The organism is Variovorax sp. dw_308 (assembly GCF_019207085.1).
Lineage (GTDB): Bacteria > Pseudomonadota > Gammaproteobacteria > Burkholderiales > Burkholderiaceae_C > Variovorax.
Window position 1 is genome coordinate 466,152 of the sequence record NZ_JAATOM010000002.1, and the last position, 19,680, is coordinate 485,831.

Here is a 19,680-nt window from a genome sequence, read left to right on the forward strand (position 1 = left end):
TCGTCTTGCTGGCAGATCCGGACAGATTCGCGCGGCGATGCTTGTCGTCGTGCTGCTGACTTCGACACTGCCCGGATCGCCGGCACGCTCCGCGACAGAGTCCAGGCTTCCTGACAGGCCGTTGCGCGTTGCCACCAAGCCGATCGCACCCTTCGTGCTGCCGGCGACGGATCCGCCGGTCGGATTCAGCATCGATCTCTGGGCCGAAGTCGCACGGCGCATGAACCTTCAATACCAATGGCTTGTCGTCTCGACGGTGCCGGAGCTGCTCCAGGCTGTGCGCAAAGGCGACGCCGATGTGGCGATCGCTGCCATCTCGATCACGCCGGAGCGGGAAGAGTTGCTCGATTTTTCGTTTCCGTACTTCGATTCGGGCCTCCAGATCATGGTGGCCAGCGCCGGTCGCCAAGGCGCAATCATGAGCTCGCTGCGTTCGTTCCCGTGGCTCGCGATGGGCGAACTGTTTGCCTTTGCGGGCGTGGTGATCTTCGTGCTGGCCAACGTGCTCATGCTGATCGAGCGACATCATGCCAATCCTAGTTTTCGCAAGCCCTACTGGAAAGCCATCGGCGAAGGCATCTGGGGAATCATGCTGATCTTTTCCACTGGCGAGCACGGCGACCGGGAGACCTCCCGCGTGTGGAAGCGGATCGCCGTGGCTGCCATGTGGTTCCTGGGTGTCTTGCTGGTTGCGCAGATGACTGCCACCGTCACCGCCACGCAAACCGTCCAGCGACTGGAGTCGAATATCCGGGATATCAACGATCTGGCGGGCAAGAAGATCGCGAGTGTTGCGGAGACAGTGGCCGGCGACGAACTGAAACAGCGCGGCCTGCCCTTCGTGGCCGCAAGCGATCTGGCCGACGCGGCACGCATGCTGTCGCGTGGCGACGTGGTGGCCGTCGTCTACGACTCGCCGACGCTCCATTACTGGGTCGCGACACAAGCAAGTGGCGACATGCAGGTGGTAGGGCCGATCTTCCGGCCCCAGAAATACGGCATCGCCGTCGCCGAAGGGAGCGCGTTGCGCAAGCCCATCAACGAGGCGCTGCTGAAGATCTACGACGACGGCACCTACGAACGCCTGCGTGCCAAGTGGTTTTCGAAGGAGAGATGACTGCGCGTCATCAAGGGCTACCGGCGCATCTTCTCCCTCTTCGAGAAACTCGATGTGATGTTCCCTGGTTTCATCAGCTTCGCACTGATTGCCGATGGGCTTCGTTCGCGTCAACTAGTCCAGCCGGATGTTGTTGTCCTTGGCAACCCGCGCCCACTTGGCCAGTTCCGCCCGACGGAAGCTCTCCAGCTCCGCAGCCGTCGAGCCGATCGCTTCCGCACCCGGCGCGACGAGGCGCGCATTCACCTCCGGCGCCTGGACGACCGCTGCGAGAGCCTGGCAATGTCGGCCAGGCTCTCGCGGCCGAGATCGGGCAGGCCGTAGAAGCTGTTGGTCAGGCCTGCGCCTCGGAGGTAGACGGCCTCGAAGCCGGCATGCTCGATCACACGGGCAGCCAGGGCGTTGGCCGCGCCGGGAACCATCAGGCCTCGGCGTGCGTCGACGAGCTGGCGCAAGCGCGTGCCGGGATGCACCTCGGGGGTCATCATTCGTCCCGCATGCCGGTCGCCTTGACCACTGCGCCAAGGCGAGCGCGCTCTTCATCGACGAACTTGACGAAGCTGGCGCGCGTACCGCCGATGGGCTCGATGCCGACCTTCTTGAGCCGCTCGATCACTTCGGGCGATTTCATCGTCTTGTCGACCGCCGCGCTCATCTTGTCCAGGATCGCCGGTGGCGTTCCGGCCGGCGCATGGATGCCGGCCCAATGCGCGATGCGTATGTCGCCGAAGCCCTGCTCGGTGGCGGTGGAGAGTTGCGGATAGGCGGCAATGCGGGTGGTCCAGGTGTCGGCCAGGGCCTTGAGCTTGCCGCTCGTGATGTAGGGCAAGGCGACGATGCTGGCCTCGGAGGTCGCATCGACCTGCTTGCCGATCACCGCGGTGATCGACTCGGAGCCGCTCTTGTAGGGGACGAAGTCGAGCTTGGCCGAGTATTTGGTCTGCAGGATGCCGCCCACGAAGTGCGGCGTGCTGCCGGTGCCCGCGGTGGCCCAGTGGAAGCCCTGCCCTTCCTTCGACGCAGCGATGAATTCCTTCAGGTCCTTGTAGGGCGCATCCGCCGCGACCAGCACCACGGAGGGCGCGAGGCCGATCATGACGACCGGCGTCAGGTCGCTGTCCTTGTAGGGCAGGCTCTTCTTGATCATGCTGTTGGACACGACGCCTGCTGCGCTCACCAGGAAGGTGTAGCCGTCAGGCGCAGACTTGGCCACGATGTCCGCCCCGAGGCTGGTGCCGCCGCCGGGCTTGTTCTCGATGATGACGGGCTGCCCCAGCGCCTTGGAGGCGCCCTCCGCGGCAATCCGCGCCATCAGGTCGTTCGCGCCGCCGGCCGAGAACGGCACGATCAGCCGTACCGGCTTGGTCGGCCAGGCGGGCGGGGTTTGCGCGAATGCGCTGTGGCTGTTTGCGGCAATGGCCAGCGCGCAGCAGAAACCGATGCGAAAGGTGGGGGTCATGGGGCGAGGTCTCCGTAGGGTCGTTGCTTTGGGGAAGAGCAAGTGTCGGTCCGCGCATCCATCTTCGGAACCGCTATTTCTGTTGAGTTTCCATAAGTGCTCGTTATGACGACTTGGGGGGCAAGGCTGCGGACGGGTGCACGGCGCGGATGTTGGTGGGGACGACGAAGCGCCAATGGCTGACAGAAAGTCATCGTCGGAGGCGCAAGGATGCGCAAGGACATCCCTCCGTGAACCAATGGAAAGCCGATGGCTACCAAGCGCACCACCAAGACCGCCAAGGCCGCCTCCAAGGCCGCCTCAAAGACCACCGCCAAGGCCGCCCCCAAGGCAAGCCGCAACCCCGACGCCGGCAAGGCCCCAACTTCGACCCGCTCGTTGTGGAAAGGGGCCATCAGCTTCGGCCTGGTGCATGTGCCCATCGCGCTGTACTCGGCCACCGACGAAAGCGACCTCGACTTCAAGATGCTCGACAAGCGATCGATGGACCCGGTGGGCTACAAGCGCATCAACAAGAAGAGCGGCAAGGAGGTGGCGATGGCGGACATCGTCAAGGGGATCGAATGGGAGGATGGGCGCTTCGTGCTGCTCTCGCGCGAAGAGATCGAGCGCGCCTATCCCAAGACGACGCAGACCATCGAGATCGAGGCCTTCGTTCCCATCGACGACATCCCCTTCGTCTACCTCGAGAAGCCCTACTACACGGCGCCGGTCAATCGCGGGCAGAAGGTCTACGCGCTGCTTCGCGAAGCCCTGGCGGCCACGCGCAAGGTGGGCGTCGCGAAGGTCGTCATTGCCAACAAGCAGCATCTGGCGCTGCTGATGCCGTGCGGCCCGGCGCTCGTGCTCAACCTGCTGCGCTGGGGCGGCGAGATCCGGTCATGGGAGGCACTGCAGTTGCCGCCGCAGGGCGTCGAGGCTGCCGGCATCAAGCAAGGCGAGATGACGATGGCCACGCAACTCATCGATGAAATGAGCGCGAGCTGGAGCGCCGACCAGTTCCGCGATTCGTTTCATGCCGAGATCATGAAACTGGTCGAGACCAAGGCCTCGGCGGGCCACGTGGAACAGGTGGAGAAGATCGAGGCGTCTCCCGCCGGTACGCCGGGCAGCGGGAACGTGGTCGACCTGACCGAGTTGCTGCAGCGCAGCCTGGGCAAGAAGGCCGCTGCGCAGCCCGCAGCCAAAGCCAAGGCGCCGGCCGCGAAGGCGCCTGCCGCAAAGAAGTCGCGCAAGCCGGCCCAACGGAAGGCGGCTTAGGCAGCCCGCAGCCAGGGAGGCGGGCTGTTGCCTTCACCCCCCGAGCGCCAGGCTGCGAGCCGCGCCGCGCCCACGCACCGGCCGCACGAAATCCGGATGAAACGAACGCTTGCTGCCATCGGCAAATTCGATGTCGACCGCCAGCGCGTCCGCAGCCACGACCTGCCCCACGCCGTAGCGCTTGACGCGCACCGAGGCCTGCGGCAGGAAGATCGCATTGGCGCACGGCGCCGCCTCCGTCGCAGCGTCATCTGCCCGGGCAGGCGCACGCGCCTGCGCCTCGATCAGCGCGATGCGCCTGCAGTTGTCGCAGGCGCCGCAGCGCTCGCGGGGCACCTCGCCTTCCAGGTGCGCCAGCATCAACTGCCAGCGGCAAGACCCGGCCTGGGCATAGAAGACTATGCCCTCCAGCGCCGCCTGGTCGTTTTCGCGCCTGGCGCGGTAGCTCGCGAGCATCTCGTGCATCACCTCCGTGCCCACGGCCGGGCGCAGCAGCTTGAGGCTGCCGTCCGCCGACTGCTTGACGACACGGCGCTGCCGCAGCAATGCCAGCGCCACCTGGACCTTGCCGCGCGGCGCATTCACTTCGGCCTGCAGGCTGGGCAGCGTCCAGCCGGAGGCATCGGGAGCTTGTTCGCGCAACGCGGCATAGATGCCGTCGAGTTCCTTCGCGTCCGGATAGCGACCGGCCATGAAGAACTGCTGCACGGCCTTGTCGCGTCGCAGGTAGAGAAGGATGCAGTCGGCCGGTTCGCCGTCGCGCCCTGCCCGGCCCGATTCCTGGTAATAGCTGTCGAGCCCGCCGGGCATCTGGTAGTGCACGACGAAGCGGATGTCGGGCTTGTCGATGCCCATGCCGAAGGCGTTGGTCGCGACCATCACCCGCACGCTGCCTGCCATGAAGGCGTCCTGGGCCTGGCGCCGCTCGCCGGCACTGCGGCCACCGTGGTAGAGCGCCACCGACTCCCCGGCCTCTCGTAGCGCATCGTGCACTTCCTCGACCGCCTTGATCGTGGCCGCATAGACGATGCCGCTGCCGGCAAGGCTCTTCGCCAGCGCCATCACGCGCTCCCGCTTGTGCGCTTCGCTCGTGAGCTGTTCGACGGCATAGCGCAGGTTCGGCCGGAAGGTGCCGGTGTCGAGCCAGCCCGCCCGCGGGATGCCCAGGCGCGCCATCACATCGCGCGCCACCGCTTCCCCTGCAGTGGCCGTGAGCGCCAGCACGGGCGGCTTGCCCAGCGCCTGCCAGGCCGACTCGATCTCGAGGAAGGCGGGGCGGAAGTCGTGTCCCCATTGCGAGATGCAATGCGCCTCGTCCACCACCAGCAAGGCATTCGACCCGGCTTGCAGCAGCGCCATGAAGTCCTTGTCAGCGAGGCGTTCGGGGGTGGTCAGCACGACGCGGGCGCTGCCGTCCGCGATCGCCGCCTCCGCCGCGTCGACCTCGGCGGCCGTGCACTGGCTGTTGAGTTCTACCGCCGGCACGCCGCGCGCCTTGAGCTTCCCGCACTGGTCCTTCATCAGCGCGATGAGGGGCGACACGACGATGGTGCGGCCGTCGAGCAACATCGCCGGCAACTGGTAGCAGAGGGACTTGCCCGCGCCGGTAGGCATCACGGCCAGGGTGGAGCGCCCTTCGAGCGTCCGGGCGATCACTTCCTGCTGCCCCGGGCGCAGGCGTCGCAGGCCGAAGACCTTGCGCAGCACGCGCTGCACCGCGGGCAGCTCGCGCGGATCCCGAGCGGGAAGCCTCGACTTGCCGGCAGCCACCGCCTGGAAGCGCGTCACTCCCCGGGCCGCTTCCACTTCGTCGTCACGTTCCTTGCCCATGAAGTCTCCTTGACCATCTGCCGGGCCGCCCGGTATGGCGGCAAGTCAAGATAGATCGCGCGGCGGGTCGCCGCGTGGGAGCGCCGTGGGCGCTTGCGTCGGACAGGGCCGCGTGGCCTCCGGCCGCAAGCGCTGGAACTTCTTGCGCAGCACCGCATTGATCTCGGCGCCGAAGATCAAGGTAGTGGCGCTGATGTAGAGGAACACCAGCGTCGCGACCATGCCGGCGAAGCTCCCGTAGAGCAGCGCCAGCTTGCCGGCGGTGCGCAGCGTGTACGACAGCGTGGCGGCGGCCACCACCCACAGCGCCGCGCCGGCCACCGCGCCGGGCACCACCGTCAGCAGCCGCTGCCGGATGTCGGGCAACCAGCCGTACAGCAGCGCATAAAGGGCCGTCAGCGCCAGGAAGGCGGAGCCGTAGCGCACGCTGTTGCGCAGCCACACGGTCTCCTGCCCCGCACCCACGTTGGACTCGAGCAGCCGCCACACGTAAGGCGCGATGATCACCGAGCTGAACGAGGCCAGGATGCCGGCGCCCACGATGACCGTGAACAACGTGACCTTGATGCGCGCCCGCCAGAAAGGCAGGCCGCGCTTGATGCCGTAGGCCCGGTTGAGGGCCGATCGCACCGCCTGCATGCCCGACGATGCGGTCCACAAGGTGGCCAGCACGCCGATGGTCAGCAGCGCCTGGTTGCGCTGGCCCAGCACCTGGTGGACGACCGGCTGCAGCGCGTCGCGCACCACCTGCGGCGCGTAGCCCAGGACCCGGTCGGCCAGCGCGGCCGCGTCGCCGGGCTGCCCCACGAAGCCGGCGGCCGCCGACAGCAGGAGCAGCAGCGGAAACATCGCCAGCACCGAGGAGAAGGCGAGGCTGCCGGCCTGGTTGGCGCTCTGGTGCAGGATGTAGTTGCGGATGGCCAGCAGGATCACATTGAGGCCCGGCGTGTTGAATGCCGCATGCCGCGCAGACCGCCACGCATCGCCGAGGCCGCTCATGGAAAGGCAAGCCGGGTCATCCCGCCCGCGGCGGCGAACTGGCGACGACGTTCATCGGACGCGACTGGGAAGGCAGCAAGGCGGGTGCCGGAAGAAGCATTCATGAGCCATCGACGATGCCGCGTCCGCAGGCGCGGGCCTGTGATCCAGCAGCCATTCCACCTGTGCGCCTTCACCCCGCTTCCTCGCGCTTCACCCCGCGCGATGCAGTGCGAAGGGCCGCGCCCGGATCAACCCGTGGCGGACCGGCGCGCATCCGCCATCGCGCGGTCCAGGAAGGCCTCGAGTTCCTGGATCGAATACGGCTTCTGCAGCAGGGAGAAGCCGTGGTCGCCATCGACCGCCAGCACATGGCTGTAGCCGCTGGTCAGGACCACCGGCAGGTCGGGCCATCGATGGCGGATCTGCCGGCCCAGGTCGACGCCGTCCATCTCCGGCATCACGACGTCGGAGAACACCAGGTCGAACTTCTCGCGGCCTGCTTCCAGGATCTTCAGGGTCTCCTTCGCGCTTGCGGCGCGCGTGACCGAATGCCCCACCGCGCACAGGAGTCCTGAGGAGAACTGTCCGACCTCGTCGTTGTCTTCGACGAGAAGGATGGACAGTTCGAGCGCTTTGCGCGGTGCGGTGGCGGCGCCGTCCTGCGCGGCAGTGCCGACGCCGCCCGTCGCGCGGGGCAGGTAGAGCGTGAAGCAGGTGCCCTCCCCCACGCGGCTTTGCACGTCGATCTCGCCGCCGGACTGCTTGGCAAAGCCGTAGACCTGGCTCAGTCCCAGCCCGGTGCCCTTGGTCGCGGGCTTGGTCGTGAAGAAGGGCTCGAAGATGCGCCCGAGCGTGAGCGGCTCGATGCCGGAGCCGCTGTCCGAAATTGCAATCGCCACGAAAGCGCCCTTCAGGGCCGCATGGCGCCGGACCGGCGGGACTTCCTCCACGTTGGCGACCGAGATCTTCAGGGTGCCGCCCGTGGGCATGGCGTCTTTTGCGTTGATGACGATGTTCAGCAAGGCCGTGTCGAACTGGTTGGGGTCGGCCTGGGCGATATCCATCGGCGCGTCCAGCGCAAGTTCCACCTTCACCACGGCCCCGAGCATGGTCTCGATGACCTGCGCCATCGATCGCACGCGCTGCGCGATGCCGAAAGCCTCCGGCCGCAGCGGCTGCTGGCGGGCGAAGGCCAGCAACTGCTTGGTCAGCAGCGCCGCGCGATCCGCCGTCTCCGCGATCGCGCTGATGTAGCGCTCGCGACGCTCCTCGTCGGCGCCGCTCCTTCGAAGCAGTTCCACCGAGGACCGGATGATCGTCAGGAAGTTGTTGAAGTCATGCGCGACGCCGCCGGTGAGACGGCCGACGGCTTCGAGCTTCTGCGCATGCCCGAGCGCCTCGCGGGCGCGGTCCATCTCGTCCTGCGCCCTCTTGCGCTCCGTGATGTCGCGCGTGATCTTGGCAAAGCCGATGTGCCGGCCGGCCTCGTCGAAGATGGCGTCGATCACCACGTTGGCCCAGAAGCGCGATCCATCCTTGCGCACGCGCCAGGCCTCGGCCTCGTAGCGGTTTTCGGCCAGCGCCGTTTGCAGGGCCAGCGCGGGGACGCCCTTGCGCTGGTCCTCGGCCGTGTAGAAGCGCGAGAAATGCTGGCCCAGGATCTCGTGCGCGGTGTAGCCCTTGATCAACTGCGCGCCGGCGTTCCAGTTGGTCACCCGGCCGGCGGGGTCGAGCATGTAGATGGCGTAGTCGCGCACGCCTTCGACCAGCAGGCGGAAGCGTTGCTCGCTGGCATAGAGCGCCTGTTCGGAGAACTTGACCTGGGACAGGTCGCGCGTGATCTTCGCGTAGCCGATCAACTCGCCGCCCGGGCTCAGCACGGGCTCGATGTGCACGTTGGTCCAGAACCGGGTGCCGTCCTTGCGCACCCGCCAGCCCTCCGCCTCGAACTTGCCCTGCTCGCGGGCGAACTTCAGCGCGCGCGCCGGAAGACCGGTGGCAACGTCCTCGGGCGTATAGAAGCGGGAGAAGTGCTGGCCGACGATCTCATCCGCGGCATAGCCCTTGAGCCGCTCCGCGCCGGTGTTCCAGCTGCTGACGTATCCCTGCGCATCCAGCAGGTAGATCGCATAGTCCTTGATCGCGTTGACCAGCAGCTGGAACCGGTGATCGCCTGGAAGCGACACGGCAGTTTCATCGCGGTCAGGCTCCGATGCGGGGTCCATCATGACTCTCTGTTGCCGATGCACTGAGAGTCTTGTCGATCGGGTCCCGGTGCATTCGTGGGGGAAGGCTGCATTGTCACTTGACTCCGGGAAGGCGTCGCCAGCGGCATCGCGGATCGGGCCGTTCTCCTACAGCCACCTGCGGCGTGCGCGGGCCTTGCCGGCCCGGTTCGTGCCCCTCGCGGCCGCCGCACCGCGTGCGCCTCTTCCTTCAGCGGATGCCTTCGCGCTGGGCGACCGAACGCCGGTCGCGCGACCAGACCTGCAGCAGGAAGTCGTGCTCCGCATGCACCACCAGGCGAGGCAGGCCGATCTCTCCAAGGATGGCGTGCACGCGTGCGGTGGACAGCGCACGCTCCTTGAAATCGGGACGCCAGTCACAGGCGACCAGGGTGGCGTTGGGCGCAAGCGTCGCCGAGCACAAGGCCGCGATCTGCTGCATGGCTTCGGTCTCGAGGAAGTAGCCGATTTCGCTGAGCACGACCAGTTCGAACGGTGCTTCCGCCACCGGCCAATCGACCGGTAGGTGGTGCCGCTCCACGCGCACGTTGGCCAGGCCGGCCGTGCGTCGCCGCGCGGCCTCCACCGCAGGGAGCGAGAAGTCGCTGGCCAGCACCGCGTCGCAGCGCCGGGCCAAGTCGAGGGTGAGCTCGGCCGCTCCGCACCCCGGCTCGTAGGCACTGCCGAAGCGTTCGCTCGGCAAGGAAGCCATCAGGATGGCGCGCTTGCGCTGCTCATACCAGCGATTGCGCAGGCCGTACGGGTCGTCGATCCCGGCGTAGAGCGCGTCGAAGTAGGCCTGGCGCTTGCCGGTCATTCCGCCCTCCACGTCCGTCATGTGAACAGCACCTCGAAGGGACGCGCGGCCCGCGCCACCGTGCTCGCGCGCAGCACCGGGCCGGCGCCCGTGGAAGGGTCGCCGCGCAGCTGGCTTTCGAAGGCCTGCGTGGCAAGGCGCTTGCGCTTCGACGCATCGGCATCGAGCCCGAGCATGCGTGCGCGTGGCCACGGAATGCGAGGATCGCCGGGCCGCGCCCAATGCCATGCCCACACCGGCACTTCGACCATGCGCGCATTGATGCGCGCCGCGGCGTCGGCGCAGGCTGCGCCAGTGGCCTCGTGGTCCGGATGACCGTCGAGGCGCCAGGTCGTGAAGAGGGTGTCGCCGGGCCGCAGCAAGGGAAGCAGTGCATCCGCGAGCCGCGAACCCAGCGCCTGCAAGCCGCCATCGGGCAGGCCCAGCCTTACGGGAGCCTGCGGCACGCCGAGGCGCCGTAGCGCACGAAGGCTCTCCTGCGGGCGGATACGCGCGAGGTCCAGCGCCGACCATCGCGTCGAACCCCGGTGGCTCGCCGTGCCATCCGTGACCGCGATGATGCAGATCTGCCGCCGCAACGCGGCGAGCCGGGCCAGCAGTCCGCCCACGGCGAGCACTTCGTCATCCGGATGCGGAGCGACAACGACCGCGCGTGCGCCTTCCGGCACCAGCGTCCCGGCTGTCGCGGCAGGCATGCCGGCCGAACGGAGCCACGGCAACCAGTCATGCTCCGGCGTGCCTTCGCTCGCGTCGATGCGTCGCGCCTCGTCCATCAGAGCAGCCATGCGCCGGGCGGCGCCTCCGTCACGCCCTGGCCCAGCGCGGCGAGGTCGCGCTCCGCGTGGCTCTGGCGCAGGTAGACGGGCAAGTCGGCCATGGCACGCGCAAAGCGTTCATTGCGGCACAGCGGGCCGGCGCCCAGCGCACGGCCGGCGTGCCGCATGACCTGGTCGGCCGCGGCCTCCACGACCAATCGCGCGCGAAGGGCCAGGGCCTGGGCGTTGGCGCCCGGCTGCGCATCGATGATCGTGGCCGCCTCGCGCAGCACTGCCGCGGCGCTGCCCATCGCGACATCGATGGCGCCCAGGTGCGCCAGGCGGTGCGGATCCTTCGCACTGCGGCTAAGCTCGCGCGCCGTGTTCGCGATGCCCAGGGCGCCGCCGTACCAGCACGCCGCAATGCCGGCGCCGCCGTGCCAGAAGCCAGGGCGCCGCGTGTAGTCGCCGGGCGCGCCGAGTTGCACGCCACGCGCATCGGCGAATCGAACGTCCACGCTGTGGCTTGCCGCCATGCCGACCGCCTGCCAGCCCTGGTCCGTCACATTCACGCCCTCCTGCGCCATGGCAACGGCCGCGAGACAAGGCTCACCCGCTTCGTTCCAGCCGCTGACGACCGCATGGGTGACGCTGGCCGCGCCGGAGCACCAGGCCTTGGTGCCGTCGATGCGGATCTCCTGGCCATTGCCTTCGGGCCGGAAGGCCAGTCGTGCGTCGGGTGGTTCGGCGCACCAGGTGCCCCAGCGCGAGCCGGCCGGCGCCGGCGGGCCGCCCAACTCGGCCAGGATGGCGAGCGCATCGGTGTGCCCTTCGAACAGCTTGATCAACGACAGGTCGAGCGCGGCCACGGCGGCGAGTGCACGCCAGCGCGCCAGCGTCTGGCCGGAGCCGGGCAGCGGCAGATCGTCGAGGCCGGCGGCCACCAGGTGGGCGAGTGCCAGCGATCGGCCATGCGCCTCGTGCAGGGCCGCGAGCCCTCCGCTTGTGCTCGCCGTATTGCCGGCCGAAGCAGGGTCCTTGTCTTGAAGCGGAGCTGAGGCGATGCGCATCGCTCCAAGCGTAGAGCCCGCGCCCGCGCGCATCGTCGGCGCATGCGTTCGCATGCTGTAGGAGAAGGAAGCGCCTCGGCTGCCGGCTACAGAACAGGTTTCTCCATTCCGCGAAGGAGTGGTGCGGCTACCCCACCACCTTCACCAGATGCGGACGGCTGCGCTCGAACTCGGCCGCATCCGCGTGCGTCTCGAACACGCGCGCAGACGCCTGGCGGGACTGCAAGGTCGAGCCCAGCTTGGCGCGCAGGAAGGCGCTGGTCGAGTAGCGGCGCGCGGTGGCGTAGTACTTCGCGCGCAACGCCGCCACGATCTCGTCATAGGGCTCGATCAGGCGCTCGTCGAGCTTGAAGCCATCGTAGTTGACGATCACGTTCACCTTGCGGCCGATCTGGCTGCACATGGCCTCGAACACGCGGCGCACGCTCTCGACGTCCGCCATGTCGCGGATGGCCATGCCTTCGAAGTTGACGAACAGCGTGTTGCGCTCGGTGTCGTAGCTCAGCCGGTCGGAGAGCTGGAGATCCTGCAGCACCGCGGCCAGGCCCATCGACTTCGGCCGGTAGATGCGTGCATCCATCGTCGCCACCACGCCGATCAACGGGCGGAAGGCCATGTGCGCCAGGATGTCTCGCTCGACGTCGATGCCCGGCGCCACTTCGATCAGCTGCAGCCCCTCCGGCTGAAGCCGGAACACGCATCGCTCGGTCACGTAGTGGACCGACTGGCCCTTGGCTGCCGCCTGCCCGCCGCTGAAGGTGATCTGCTCCACCGCATGCACGAACTTGCGCGTCCTGCCTTCGACGTCGATGTGCACCTTGCCGTCATGCACCGACACTTCCAGGCCACCGGCGGTGAAGGTGCCGGCAAAGACCAGCCGGCGCGCGTTCTGGCTGATGTTGATGAAGCCGCCCGCGCCGGCCAGGCGCGGCCCGAAGCGGCTGACATTGACATTGCCGGCGCGGTCGATCTCGGCCATGCCCAGGCATGCGAGGTCCAGCCCGCCACCATCGTAGAAATCGAACTGCTGGTTCTGGTGCAGCAAGGCCTGCACGTTGACCGCCGCGCCGAAGTCCAGCCCGCCTTGTGGCATGCCGCCGATCACGCCGGGTTCCGCCGTCAGCGTCAGGTCTTCCAGCACGCGCTCTTCGGCCGCCACGGCGGCGACCACCTCCGGCACCCCGATGCCCAGGTTGATCACGCCACCCAGCGGCAGCTCGAAGGCGCAGCGGCGGGCGATGATCTTGCGCTCGTCCAGCGGCGGGGGCACGAACTTGTCGGTCGGGACCCGGATCTCGCCCGAGAAGGCCGCGCTGTAGTCGGTGCCGTAGGTCTGCACATGCGAGCCCTGCGGCGCCAGCACCACGCAGTCGACCAGCACGCCGGGCACCACGACGCTGCGCGCATCCAGCGAGCCCGTGGCCGCGATGCGCTCCACCTGCACGATGACCAGGCCATTGGCGTTGCGTGCCGCCATCGCGGCCGCCTGCGCGTCCAGCACCAGGGCCTCGCGCTCCATCGTGACGTTGCCGGAGGCGTCCGCGGTGGTGCCGCGGATCAGCGCCACGTTGACCGGGAAGGTCTTGTAGAACAGCCATTCCTCGCCGTCGATGAGCATCACGCGAACCAGCTCCTCGGTGGTCAGCGCATTGATCTTGCCGCCGCCATGGCGCGGGTCGACGAAGGTGCCCAGCCCGACCTTGCTCAGCGTGCCGGCCCGATGCGCGGCCACGTCGCGGTACAGGTGCGAGATGGTGCCCAGCGGCAGGTTGTAGGCCTCGATGAGGTTGTCGGTCGCGAGCGCGGCGAGCTTGGGCACGAGCGACCAATGCCCGCCGATGGCCCGCTTGACGAGCCCGCGGTGCGCCAGCCGGTTGAGCCCGCGCTCCTTCGCGTCGCCCGGCGCCGCTGCGAATACCAGCGACAGGTCGCGCGGCGCCTGCGTTTCAAGAAAGCGCCGCTCCAGCGCCTCGATCAAGACCTCGGGCGTGCCGATGCCGATGAAGCCCGAGCAACTGACCGAATCGCCATCGCGGATCAACGCGATGGCGGCATCGGCCGAGACGATCTTGTCGAGTTTCATCATGCGCTCGCCAGGGTGGATCGGTCGGAGCGGCCTGCGCCGGCTTCGCATGCGCCGGCCGGAAAGAGAAAGTCCTTGATGACGGCAATCTGCGCCGCGTCCATCAGCGCCGGCGCATGCCCGCACTCGGGCACTTCCACGACCGTGACCTTGCCGGCCCTGGCGGCGGGGCCGCGGTTGAGCATGTCCCGGGTCGTCGACTGGCTCAGCAGATCGGAATCCTCGCCGCGCAGCAGCAGCACCGGGCAATCGATCTTGTCCCAGAGCTGCCAGAGCACGACGTCCAGGTAGATGGGGATGGCAAAGCGCATGCCGATGGCCGGATCGAAATGGAAGCGGAATCCGCCCGCAGGGTCCGGTGCAGCGCTGTACTGCGCGAGGTGGCGCCACTGTTCGTCGGTGAGCTTGCCGAAGGGCGCGTGGATGTCGCGCAGATGCGCCTCGAGTTCCTCGACGGACTCGAATCGCCAGCGCTTGCCGAGGTACACGCCGATGCGGCGCAGCGCCCTCGCCGACACGCGCGCGCCGAAATCGTTGAGCACCAGCCGGCGGATCGGGCTCGACGATTCGGCCGCCAGCATCATGCCGATGTGGCCGCCGAGCGAGGTGCCGATCCAGTCCACCTCCTCGACATCGAGCCGCGCGATGAGCGTGGACAGCGCGCCGGTGTAGGCGCGGTCGGTGTAGTGCGCCGGCTTCGCCAGCCATTCGCTGCGGCCGCGCCCGGGCAGGTCGGGCGCCACCACGCGCACGCCATCGGCGGCCAGCGCTTGCGCCAGCACGTCGAAGTCGCGGCCCGTGCGCGAGACACCGTGCATGCAGATGACGGTGCGCGTCGCCCTCGCCGGCCCCCACTCCGCATAGGAAAGTTTTCGGAACCCGCCGTGGCCGAGTACCGAAAGCTGCTTGATCCGGGGTTCGGTCGTGTTGTCCTGTCGTCGCGCCATGGGCTACTGCTCCTGCCTGAACGTGCGGCTCATTGGAACTCCACCACCTGGCGGATCGCCTTGCCTTCATGCAGCAGGTCGAAGCCGTGATTGATCTCGTCGAGGGTCAGCCGCCCGGTCAGCAGCTTGTCCACCGGCAGGCGCCCCTGCTTGTAGAGCTCGATGTAGCGCGGGATGTCGCGCGAGGGCACGCAGGTGCCGATGTAGCTGCCCTTCAGCGTACGCTCCTCGGCCACGAGGTTGACGGCCGGCAGCGGGAACAGCGCGGCGGCCGGCGGCAGTCCGGCCGTGACGGTCATGCCGCCGCGGCGCGTGACCTTGTAGGCGAGTTCCAGCGCGCGCACCGAGCCCGCGAACTCGAAGGCGTATTCGACGCCGCCCGAACTCAGCGAGCGGACCTGCTCCAGCGCATCGGCCTGCCCGGCGTTGACCGTGTGCGTCGCGCCCAATGCGCGCGCTTGCTCGAGCTTGTCGTCGGCCAGGTCGATGGCGATGATCTGCCGCGCACCGGCTGCCACCGCGCCGATCAACGCGGCCAGGCCCACGCCGCCCAATCCGATGACAGCGACCGATGCCCCGACCTGCACCCGGGCCGTGTTGACCACCGCGCCCACGCCGGTGAGCACGGCGCAGCCGAACAGGGCCGCCTCGTGCAAGGGCACGCTGGGATCGATCTTGACGACGGAGCGCCGCGACACCGTCGCATGGTCCGCGAACACCGAGCAACCCAGTTGGTGGTTCATCGCTTCGGCCCCGCGGCTGAGCCGCCTGGCGCCGGAGAGCAAGGTGCCCGCGCCGTTCGCCGCTGCGCCCGGCTCGCACAGCGCGGGCCGGCCTTCGGCGCAGGGCGCGCAGTGGCCGCAGCTCGGCACGAACACCACCACCACATGGTCGCCGACGTCCAGGTCGGTCACGCCTTCGCCGAGTTCCACCACGATGCCGGCAGCCTCGTGCCCCAGCGCCATGGGCATGGGGCGGGGCCGATCGCCGTTGATCACCGAGAGGTCCGAATGGCACAGGCCCGCGGCCACGACCTTGATCATCACTTCGTCGGGCCCCGGCGAGGCCAGGTCGAGCGTGGTGATCGTGAGCGGCTTGCTGGTGGCATAGGGCGGCGGCATGCCCATTTTCTCGAGTACGGCGGCGCGGATTTTCATGAGGGTTGGCTCCAGTGATCCATCAGAGAGGCGACTTCATTTCCTTGAGCTTTGCGGTGAGCTTCATGTTCTCCGCATAGTCCACGGGGCAATCGATGATGACGACGGTGTCGTCGGCAATGGCCTGCTTCAAGGTCGGCAGCAGGTCTTCCGCACGCTCGACGCGATAGCCCTTGGCGCCGAAGCTTTCCGCGTACTTGACGAAGTCCGGGTTCTTGAACGCGATGTGGCTGGGCCGGCCGAAGTGGCGCAGCTGGTGCCAGGTGATGAGGCCGTATTCGGAGTCGTTCCAGATCAGGATGACGAACGCCGTCTTCATGCGCAGCGCCGTCTCGATCTCCTGCGAATTCATCATGAAGCCGGCGTCGCCCGTCACCGCGACGACCTTGCGATCCGGGTACGCCAGCTTGGCCGCGAGAGCGCCCGGCACGGCAATACCCATGGCCGCGAAGCCGTTGGAGATGATGCAGGTGTTGGGGCGCTCGGCCTTGTACATCCGGGACATCCACATCTTGTGGGCGCCGACATCGGAGATGGCGATGTCCTCCGGGCCCAGCGCCTCGCGCAGGTCCCAGACGATCTTCTGCGGCCTGATCGGAAAGGCCGTGTCTTGCGAATACTCCGCGCGATCGGCCACGACGGCCTTGCGGATCGCCTCGAAGGGCGACACGGCCAACGGTTTCGCATTGACCGCGATTGCGCGCAGGGAGCTGGTCAGGTCGCCCAGCACGCCGACCGAGACGATGTAGTGCTCGTCCACTTCCGCGGGCAAGGCATCGATGTGGATGATGATCTTGTTGCCGTCGGGGTTCCACATGTCGGGGTGGTACTCGACCATGTCGTAGCCGACGCAGATCACCACGTCGGCCTTCTCGAAGGCGAACCACTGCAGGTCGCGCGCCTTCATGCCGATGGTGCCGAGCGACAACTCGTTGGTGAAGGGCACCACGCCCTTGGCCATGAAGGTGTTGGCCACCGGAATGCGCAGCATTCCGGAGAAGCTCACCAGCGCATCCGCCGCGCCCTGGCGGATCACGCCATTGCCGGCCAGGATCACGGGCGCCTTGGCCGCGTTGATGAGGCGGACCGCCTCGTCGATCTTGCGGCTGGGCGCCTCCGAGGTGTAGGCCGTCTGCACCTTGATCGGCTTCTTGTCCGTGATCATCTCGGCCACGTTCTCGGGGAAGTCGATGAAAGTGGCGCCGGGCTTTTCCGTCTGCGCCACCTTGAAGGCCTTGCGCACGATCTCCGGGACGATGCCGGGCTCGAGGATCTGCGTCGAATACTTGGTGATCGGCTGGAACATGCTCACCAGGTCCAGGATCTGGTGGCTCTCCTTGTGCAGCCGCGTGGTGGCGCCCTGCCCCGCAATGGCCACGATCGGCGCGCGGTCCATGTTGGCGTCGGCAACACCGGTGATGAGGTTGGTCGCGCCCGGCCCGAGCGTCGACATGCAGACGCCGGCACGTCCGGTCAGGCGGCCGTAGACGTCGGCCATGAAGGCGGCGCCCTGCTCATGATGCGTGGTGACGAACTGGATCGGGCTGTCGAGCAACGCATCCATCACGTCGATGTTCTCTTCGCCCGGAATGCCGAAGATGAACTCGACCTTCTCGTTCTCGAGGCACTTGACGAACAACTCAGCAGCTTTCATGTGGATTCCTGGGGGTGACGGGGTGGAACGCCGTGGCGTCGGAAGGAGGGCAAGCCTCCGGAGGTCGAGCGCTGCGGGGAACCGGAAGCAGGCTCGGCAAGTGATCGCGGACACGCGATGCGGCCGGGTGGACGACGCTTGCCTGGAACCGGCCGCGAAGTGGCTGAGTGAACCACGCGGAGGCTCAGGTCCACAAGCAGACAGGGCCGCATCGACATGAAAGCCATGATGCCGCTGCCTTTCATGCCTTTGGCGCGCCGGTATCGACGCAAGATGCGTACCCGCCGAGCCCCTATGTCAAAAGACACGGCGTCGACTGAATTCCGGGGTGTCTTCTGCCAGGTGGATGGGCGTGCTTCCTACCGGGCCGGCTTGCCGCCAATGTCCCGATGGACGGAGTTCCACCCCACCAGGACACGTCCATGCTCACTGCACAAATCGCCGCCGGAGTGCCACCTCGCACCACCGCCCGACTCGATGCGATGCCGCCCCAGGCCACGGCCAGTTCCTGAGCGCAAGCATGATCGGCGTCGTCATTCCGGCTCACAACGAAGAGCATCACCTGGGCGTCGCCCTGCAAGCCATCGAACAGGCGCGTCGCGATCCTTGCCTGGAGGGCGAGGCAGTCCAGGTCATCGTCGTCCTCGACAGTTGCACCGACGGCACCGCTGCCATCGCCACCCAGCATGGCGCCGCAACGTGCGCGGTGCGGGCGCGCAACGTGGGAACAGCGCGCGCGCTCGGCGCCACCGCCATGCTGGCCGCAGGCGCGCGCTGGCTGGCGTTCACCGATGCGGACACCGCCGTCTCGCCGAACTGGCTCTCGGCGCAACTGGCGCTCGGCGCCGATGCCGTCTGCGGCTCCATCGGCGTGGCCGACTGGTCGCCCCACGGCGAGCATGCGGCGCTGATCGAAGCCCACTTCCAGGAGACCTACAGCGACCGCGAAGGCCACCGCCACATCCATGGCGCGAACTTGGGCGTCTCTGCAGACGCCTATCTGCGCGCCGGCGGCTTCCGGGCGCTGCCCTGCAGCGAGGACGTCGACCTGGTACTGGCCCTGGAGCGCAGCGGCGCCCGCATCGCCTGGAGCGCGGCACCCCGCGTCGTGACGAGTGCGCGCCGGGACGCCCGTGCCAAGGGCGGCTTTGGCGATGCCTTGCTGCAGGCGGTGGCTGCACGCCTTGCGCTGCCTGCAGTGAATCCTTCCTGCTAGGGCCCAAGGGAAGGCGGCTCGGTGCCGTAGACCACGTCGACGGGCCGGGCCGCACGCAAGGGTCCGACCGCTGGTCGGCCCAGGCATGCGAAACATTCGGCGAGGCGCACCGATCTGGAAGAATGCCTGTGTCCCCACAGCGCCATTCCAACGTCCCGCCGAGACATGTCCGCCACCGCGCCATCGCTGGTCGAAACACTCACCGAGGTCAACATCGTCGACCTGCTCGATTCGATCGGCCTGTTGCACCTGCGCGGCTCTCCCTTGCGCCGCGTGCTCCGGCCGCTGGCCCGCCGCTTCGCCCTGACGGCACACGAGTTCGACAACCGCGTGGGCGCGCAGGGGCTGGCGCAGGGCAGCGCATGGCTGGTGGAGCGGATGACGGCCGGCCTCCTGACCTCGGGCCTGGAGCACGTGCCCACGCACGGCCCGGTGGTCATCCTCTCCAACCACCCCGGCATGACCGACACGGTCGCGCTCTTCACCAGCCTCGCCTCACGCCCCGACCTTCTCGTGATCGCCTCGGATCGTCCCTTCCTGCGCGCCTTGCCCAACGTCGCGCGGCAGTTGATCCTGCTGCCCGATGAAGGCGGCGAGCGCATGGCGGTGGTCCGGGCCGCCTCCCGGCATCTGCAGGCGGGCGGCGCCCTCCTGACCTTCCCGGCCGGGGACATCGAGCCCGACCCCGCCACCTTCGGCGCACAGCGGGCGGCGCAGTCCTTGCGCAGCTGGACCAGTGGTTACGCCCTGTTCGCTCGCCTGGTGCCGGGGACGCGCTTCGTGCCGGCGCTGGTGAGCCATGTGGTGTCTCCCGATGCCCAGCGGCATCCGCTCACGCTGCTGCGCCGTACCGCGCGCGACAAGGAAAAGCTCGCTGTTGCGCTGCAGGTGGCGCTGCCCCGCTACCGCAACCTGGTGGCCAGGGTCACCTTCGGCGCATCCACGGTCGCGGGTCCGGGCGGGGCGCAGGCGCTCACTGCATCCGTCGCCATGCAGATGCGCCAATTGATCCTTGCCGACGGGCCGGAGCCCCGCGCGGCCGGGTCGCCGAGGCCCGTCCACCCATCGCGGCAAGACCCCCACTCGCCCGCCGTCTGAACGATGGAACA

Annotated in this window: 17 protein-coding genes and 1 pseudogene; 5 read left to right on the forward strand and 13 right to left on the reverse strand. The window is 68.0% G+C overall.

Annotated features, from left to right (window positions below; translation table 11 throughout):
• Window positions 1-37: 37 nt before the first annotated feature.
• A complete protein-coding gene (locus tag HCU76_RS05410; protein ID WP_371319770.1) occupies window positions 38-1,117 on the forward strand; it encodes a transporter substrate-binding domain-containing protein in 1,080 nt (359 codons plus the stop codon).
• A gap of 3 nt (window positions 1,118-1,120) precedes the next feature.
• Window positions 1,121-1,222: pseudogene (locus tag HCU76_RS36510) on the forward strand (IS5/IS1182 family transposase); the annotation flags it as partial.
• Window positions 1,223-1,231: 9 nt separating this feature from the next.
• Here HCU76_RS36510 and HCU76_RS36515 read toward each other — a convergent pair.
• From HCU76_RS36515 to HCU76_RS05420, 3 genes are read right to left on the reverse strand one after another with little or no spacing between them, the layout of a single operon-like run.
• Window positions 1,232-1,363 carry a hypothetical protein gene (locus tag HCU76_RS36515; protein ID WP_256354063.1) on the reverse strand — a complete coding sequence of 44 codons (132 nt, stop codon included), beginning with the start codon at window positions 1,361-1,363 and terminating at the stop codon, window positions 1,232-1,234.
• Entirely contained in the window at window positions 1,360-1,605 is a 246-nt protein-coding gene (locus HCU76_RS05415) for a hypothetical protein (RefSeq protein ID WP_218508654.1), read from the reverse strand. The genes HCU76_RS36515 and HCU76_RS05415 overlap by 4 nt, the downstream gene beginning before the upstream one ends.
• Window positions 1,602-2,576 carry a tripartite tricarboxylate transporter substrate binding protein gene (locus tag HCU76_RS05420; protein WP_213954738.1) on the reverse strand — a complete coding sequence of 325 codons (975 nt, stop codon included), beginning with the start codon at window positions 2,574-2,576 and terminating at the stop codon, window positions 1,602-1,604. The genes HCU76_RS05415 and HCU76_RS05420 overlap by 4 nt, the downstream gene beginning before the upstream one ends.
• 249 nt (window positions 2,577-2,825) lie before the next feature.
• Between HCU76_RS05420 and HCU76_RS05425 the strand changes: the two genes are divergently transcribed.
• The gene (locus tag HCU76_RS05425; protein WP_218508655.1) at window positions 2,826-3,836 is read left to right on the forward strand and encodes a Ku protein; all 1,011 of its coding nucleotides are present in this window, start codon (window positions 2,826-2,828) and stop codon (window positions 3,834-3,836) included.
• Between the two features lie 33 nt (window positions 3,837-3,869).
• Here HCU76_RS05425 and HCU76_RS05430 read toward each other — a convergent pair whose 3' ends face one another.
• From HCU76_RS05430 to HCU76_RS05475, 10 genes are all read right to left on the reverse strand, one after another.
• Window positions 3,870-5,666, reverse strand: coding sequence for an ATP-dependent DNA helicase RecQ (locus HCU76_RS05430; RefSeq protein ID WP_218508656.1), 1,797 nt, complete (start codon window positions 5,664-5,666; stop codon window positions 3,870-3,872).
• A 45-nt stretch (window positions 5,667-5,711) separates the two neighbouring features.
• Window positions 5,712-6,665: a YihY/virulence factor BrkB family protein gene (locus tag HCU76_RS05435; RefSeq protein WP_218508657.1), complete on the reverse strand. Its 954-nt coding sequence runs from the start codon at window positions 6,663-6,665 to the stop codon at window positions 5,712-5,714.
• 230 nt (window positions 6,666-6,895) lie between these two features.
• Window positions 6,896-8,872 carry a PAS domain-containing sensor histidine kinase gene (locus HCU76_RS05440; protein WP_218508658.1) on the reverse strand — a complete coding sequence of 659 codons (1,977 nt, stop codon included), beginning with the start codon at window positions 8,870-8,872 and terminating at the stop codon, window positions 6,896-6,898.
• Between the two features lie 211 nt (window positions 8,873-9,083).
• On the reverse strand, window positions 9,084-9,710 hold the full coding sequence (locus tag HCU76_RS05445; protein ID WP_256354007.1) for a class I SAM-dependent methyltransferase: 627 nt from the start codon (window positions 9,708-9,710) through the stop codon (window positions 9,084-9,086).
• A complete protein-coding gene (locus tag HCU76_RS05450) occupies window positions 9,707-10,474 on the reverse strand; it encodes a PIG-L deacetylase family protein (protein WP_256354008.1) in 768 nt (255 codons plus the stop codon). The genes HCU76_RS05445 and HCU76_RS05450 overlap by 4 nt, the downstream gene beginning before the upstream one ends.
• Window positions 10,462-11,514: an acyl-CoA dehydrogenase gene (locus HCU76_RS05455; protein WP_256354009.1), complete on the reverse strand. Its 1,053-nt coding sequence runs from the start codon at window positions 11,512-11,514 to the stop codon at window positions 10,462-10,464. Before HCU76_RS05455 ends, HCU76_RS05450 begins: the two co-directional genes overlap by 13 nt.
• A 127-nt stretch (window positions 11,515-11,641) precedes the next feature.
• The gene (locus HCU76_RS05460; protein ID WP_305729945.1) at window positions 11,642-13,600 is read right to left on the reverse strand and encodes an acyl CoA:acetate/3-ketoacid CoA transferase; all 1,959 of its coding nucleotides are present in this window, start codon (window positions 13,598-13,600) and stop codon (window positions 11,642-11,644) included.
• Window positions 13,597-14,544, reverse strand: a complete 948-nt coding sequence (locus HCU76_RS05465; protein WP_218508659.1) for an alpha/beta fold hydrolase — start codon at window positions 14,542-14,544, stop codon at window positions 13,597-13,599. The genes HCU76_RS05460 and HCU76_RS05465 overlap by 4 nt, the downstream gene beginning before the upstream one ends.
• Window positions 14,545-14,573: 29 nt before the next feature.
• Window positions 14,574-15,701, reverse strand: coding sequence for a zinc-dependent alcohol dehydrogenase family protein (locus HCU76_RS05470; protein WP_218508660.1), 1,128 nt, complete (start codon window positions 15,699-15,701; stop codon window positions 14,574-14,576).
• Window positions 15,702-15,723: 22 nt separating this feature from the next.
• Complete coding sequence (locus HCU76_RS05475) at window positions 15,724-17,355, reverse strand: acetolactate synthase large subunit (protein ID WP_218508661.1); 1,632 nt, start codon at window positions 17,353-17,355, stop codon at window positions 15,724-15,726.
• A 520-nt stretch (window positions 17,356-17,875) separates the two neighbouring features.
• Between HCU76_RS05475 and HCU76_RS05480 the strand changes: the two genes are divergently transcribed.
• Both HCU76_RS05480 and HCU76_RS05485 read left to right on the forward strand, forming a co-directional pair.
• The gene (locus HCU76_RS05480) at window positions 17,876-18,571 is read left to right on the forward strand and encodes a glycosyltransferase family 2 protein (RefSeq protein WP_218508662.1); all 696 of its coding nucleotides are present in this window, start codon (window positions 17,876-17,878) and stop codon (window positions 18,569-18,571) included.
• A gap of 165 nt (window positions 18,572-18,736) precedes the next feature.
• On the forward strand, window positions 18,737-19,669 hold the full coding sequence (locus HCU76_RS05485; RefSeq protein WP_218508663.1) for a 1-acyl-sn-glycerol-3-phosphate acyltransferase: 933 nt from the start codon (window positions 18,737-18,739) through the stop codon (window positions 19,667-19,669).
• Window positions 19,670-19,680: the final 11 nt, after the last annotated feature.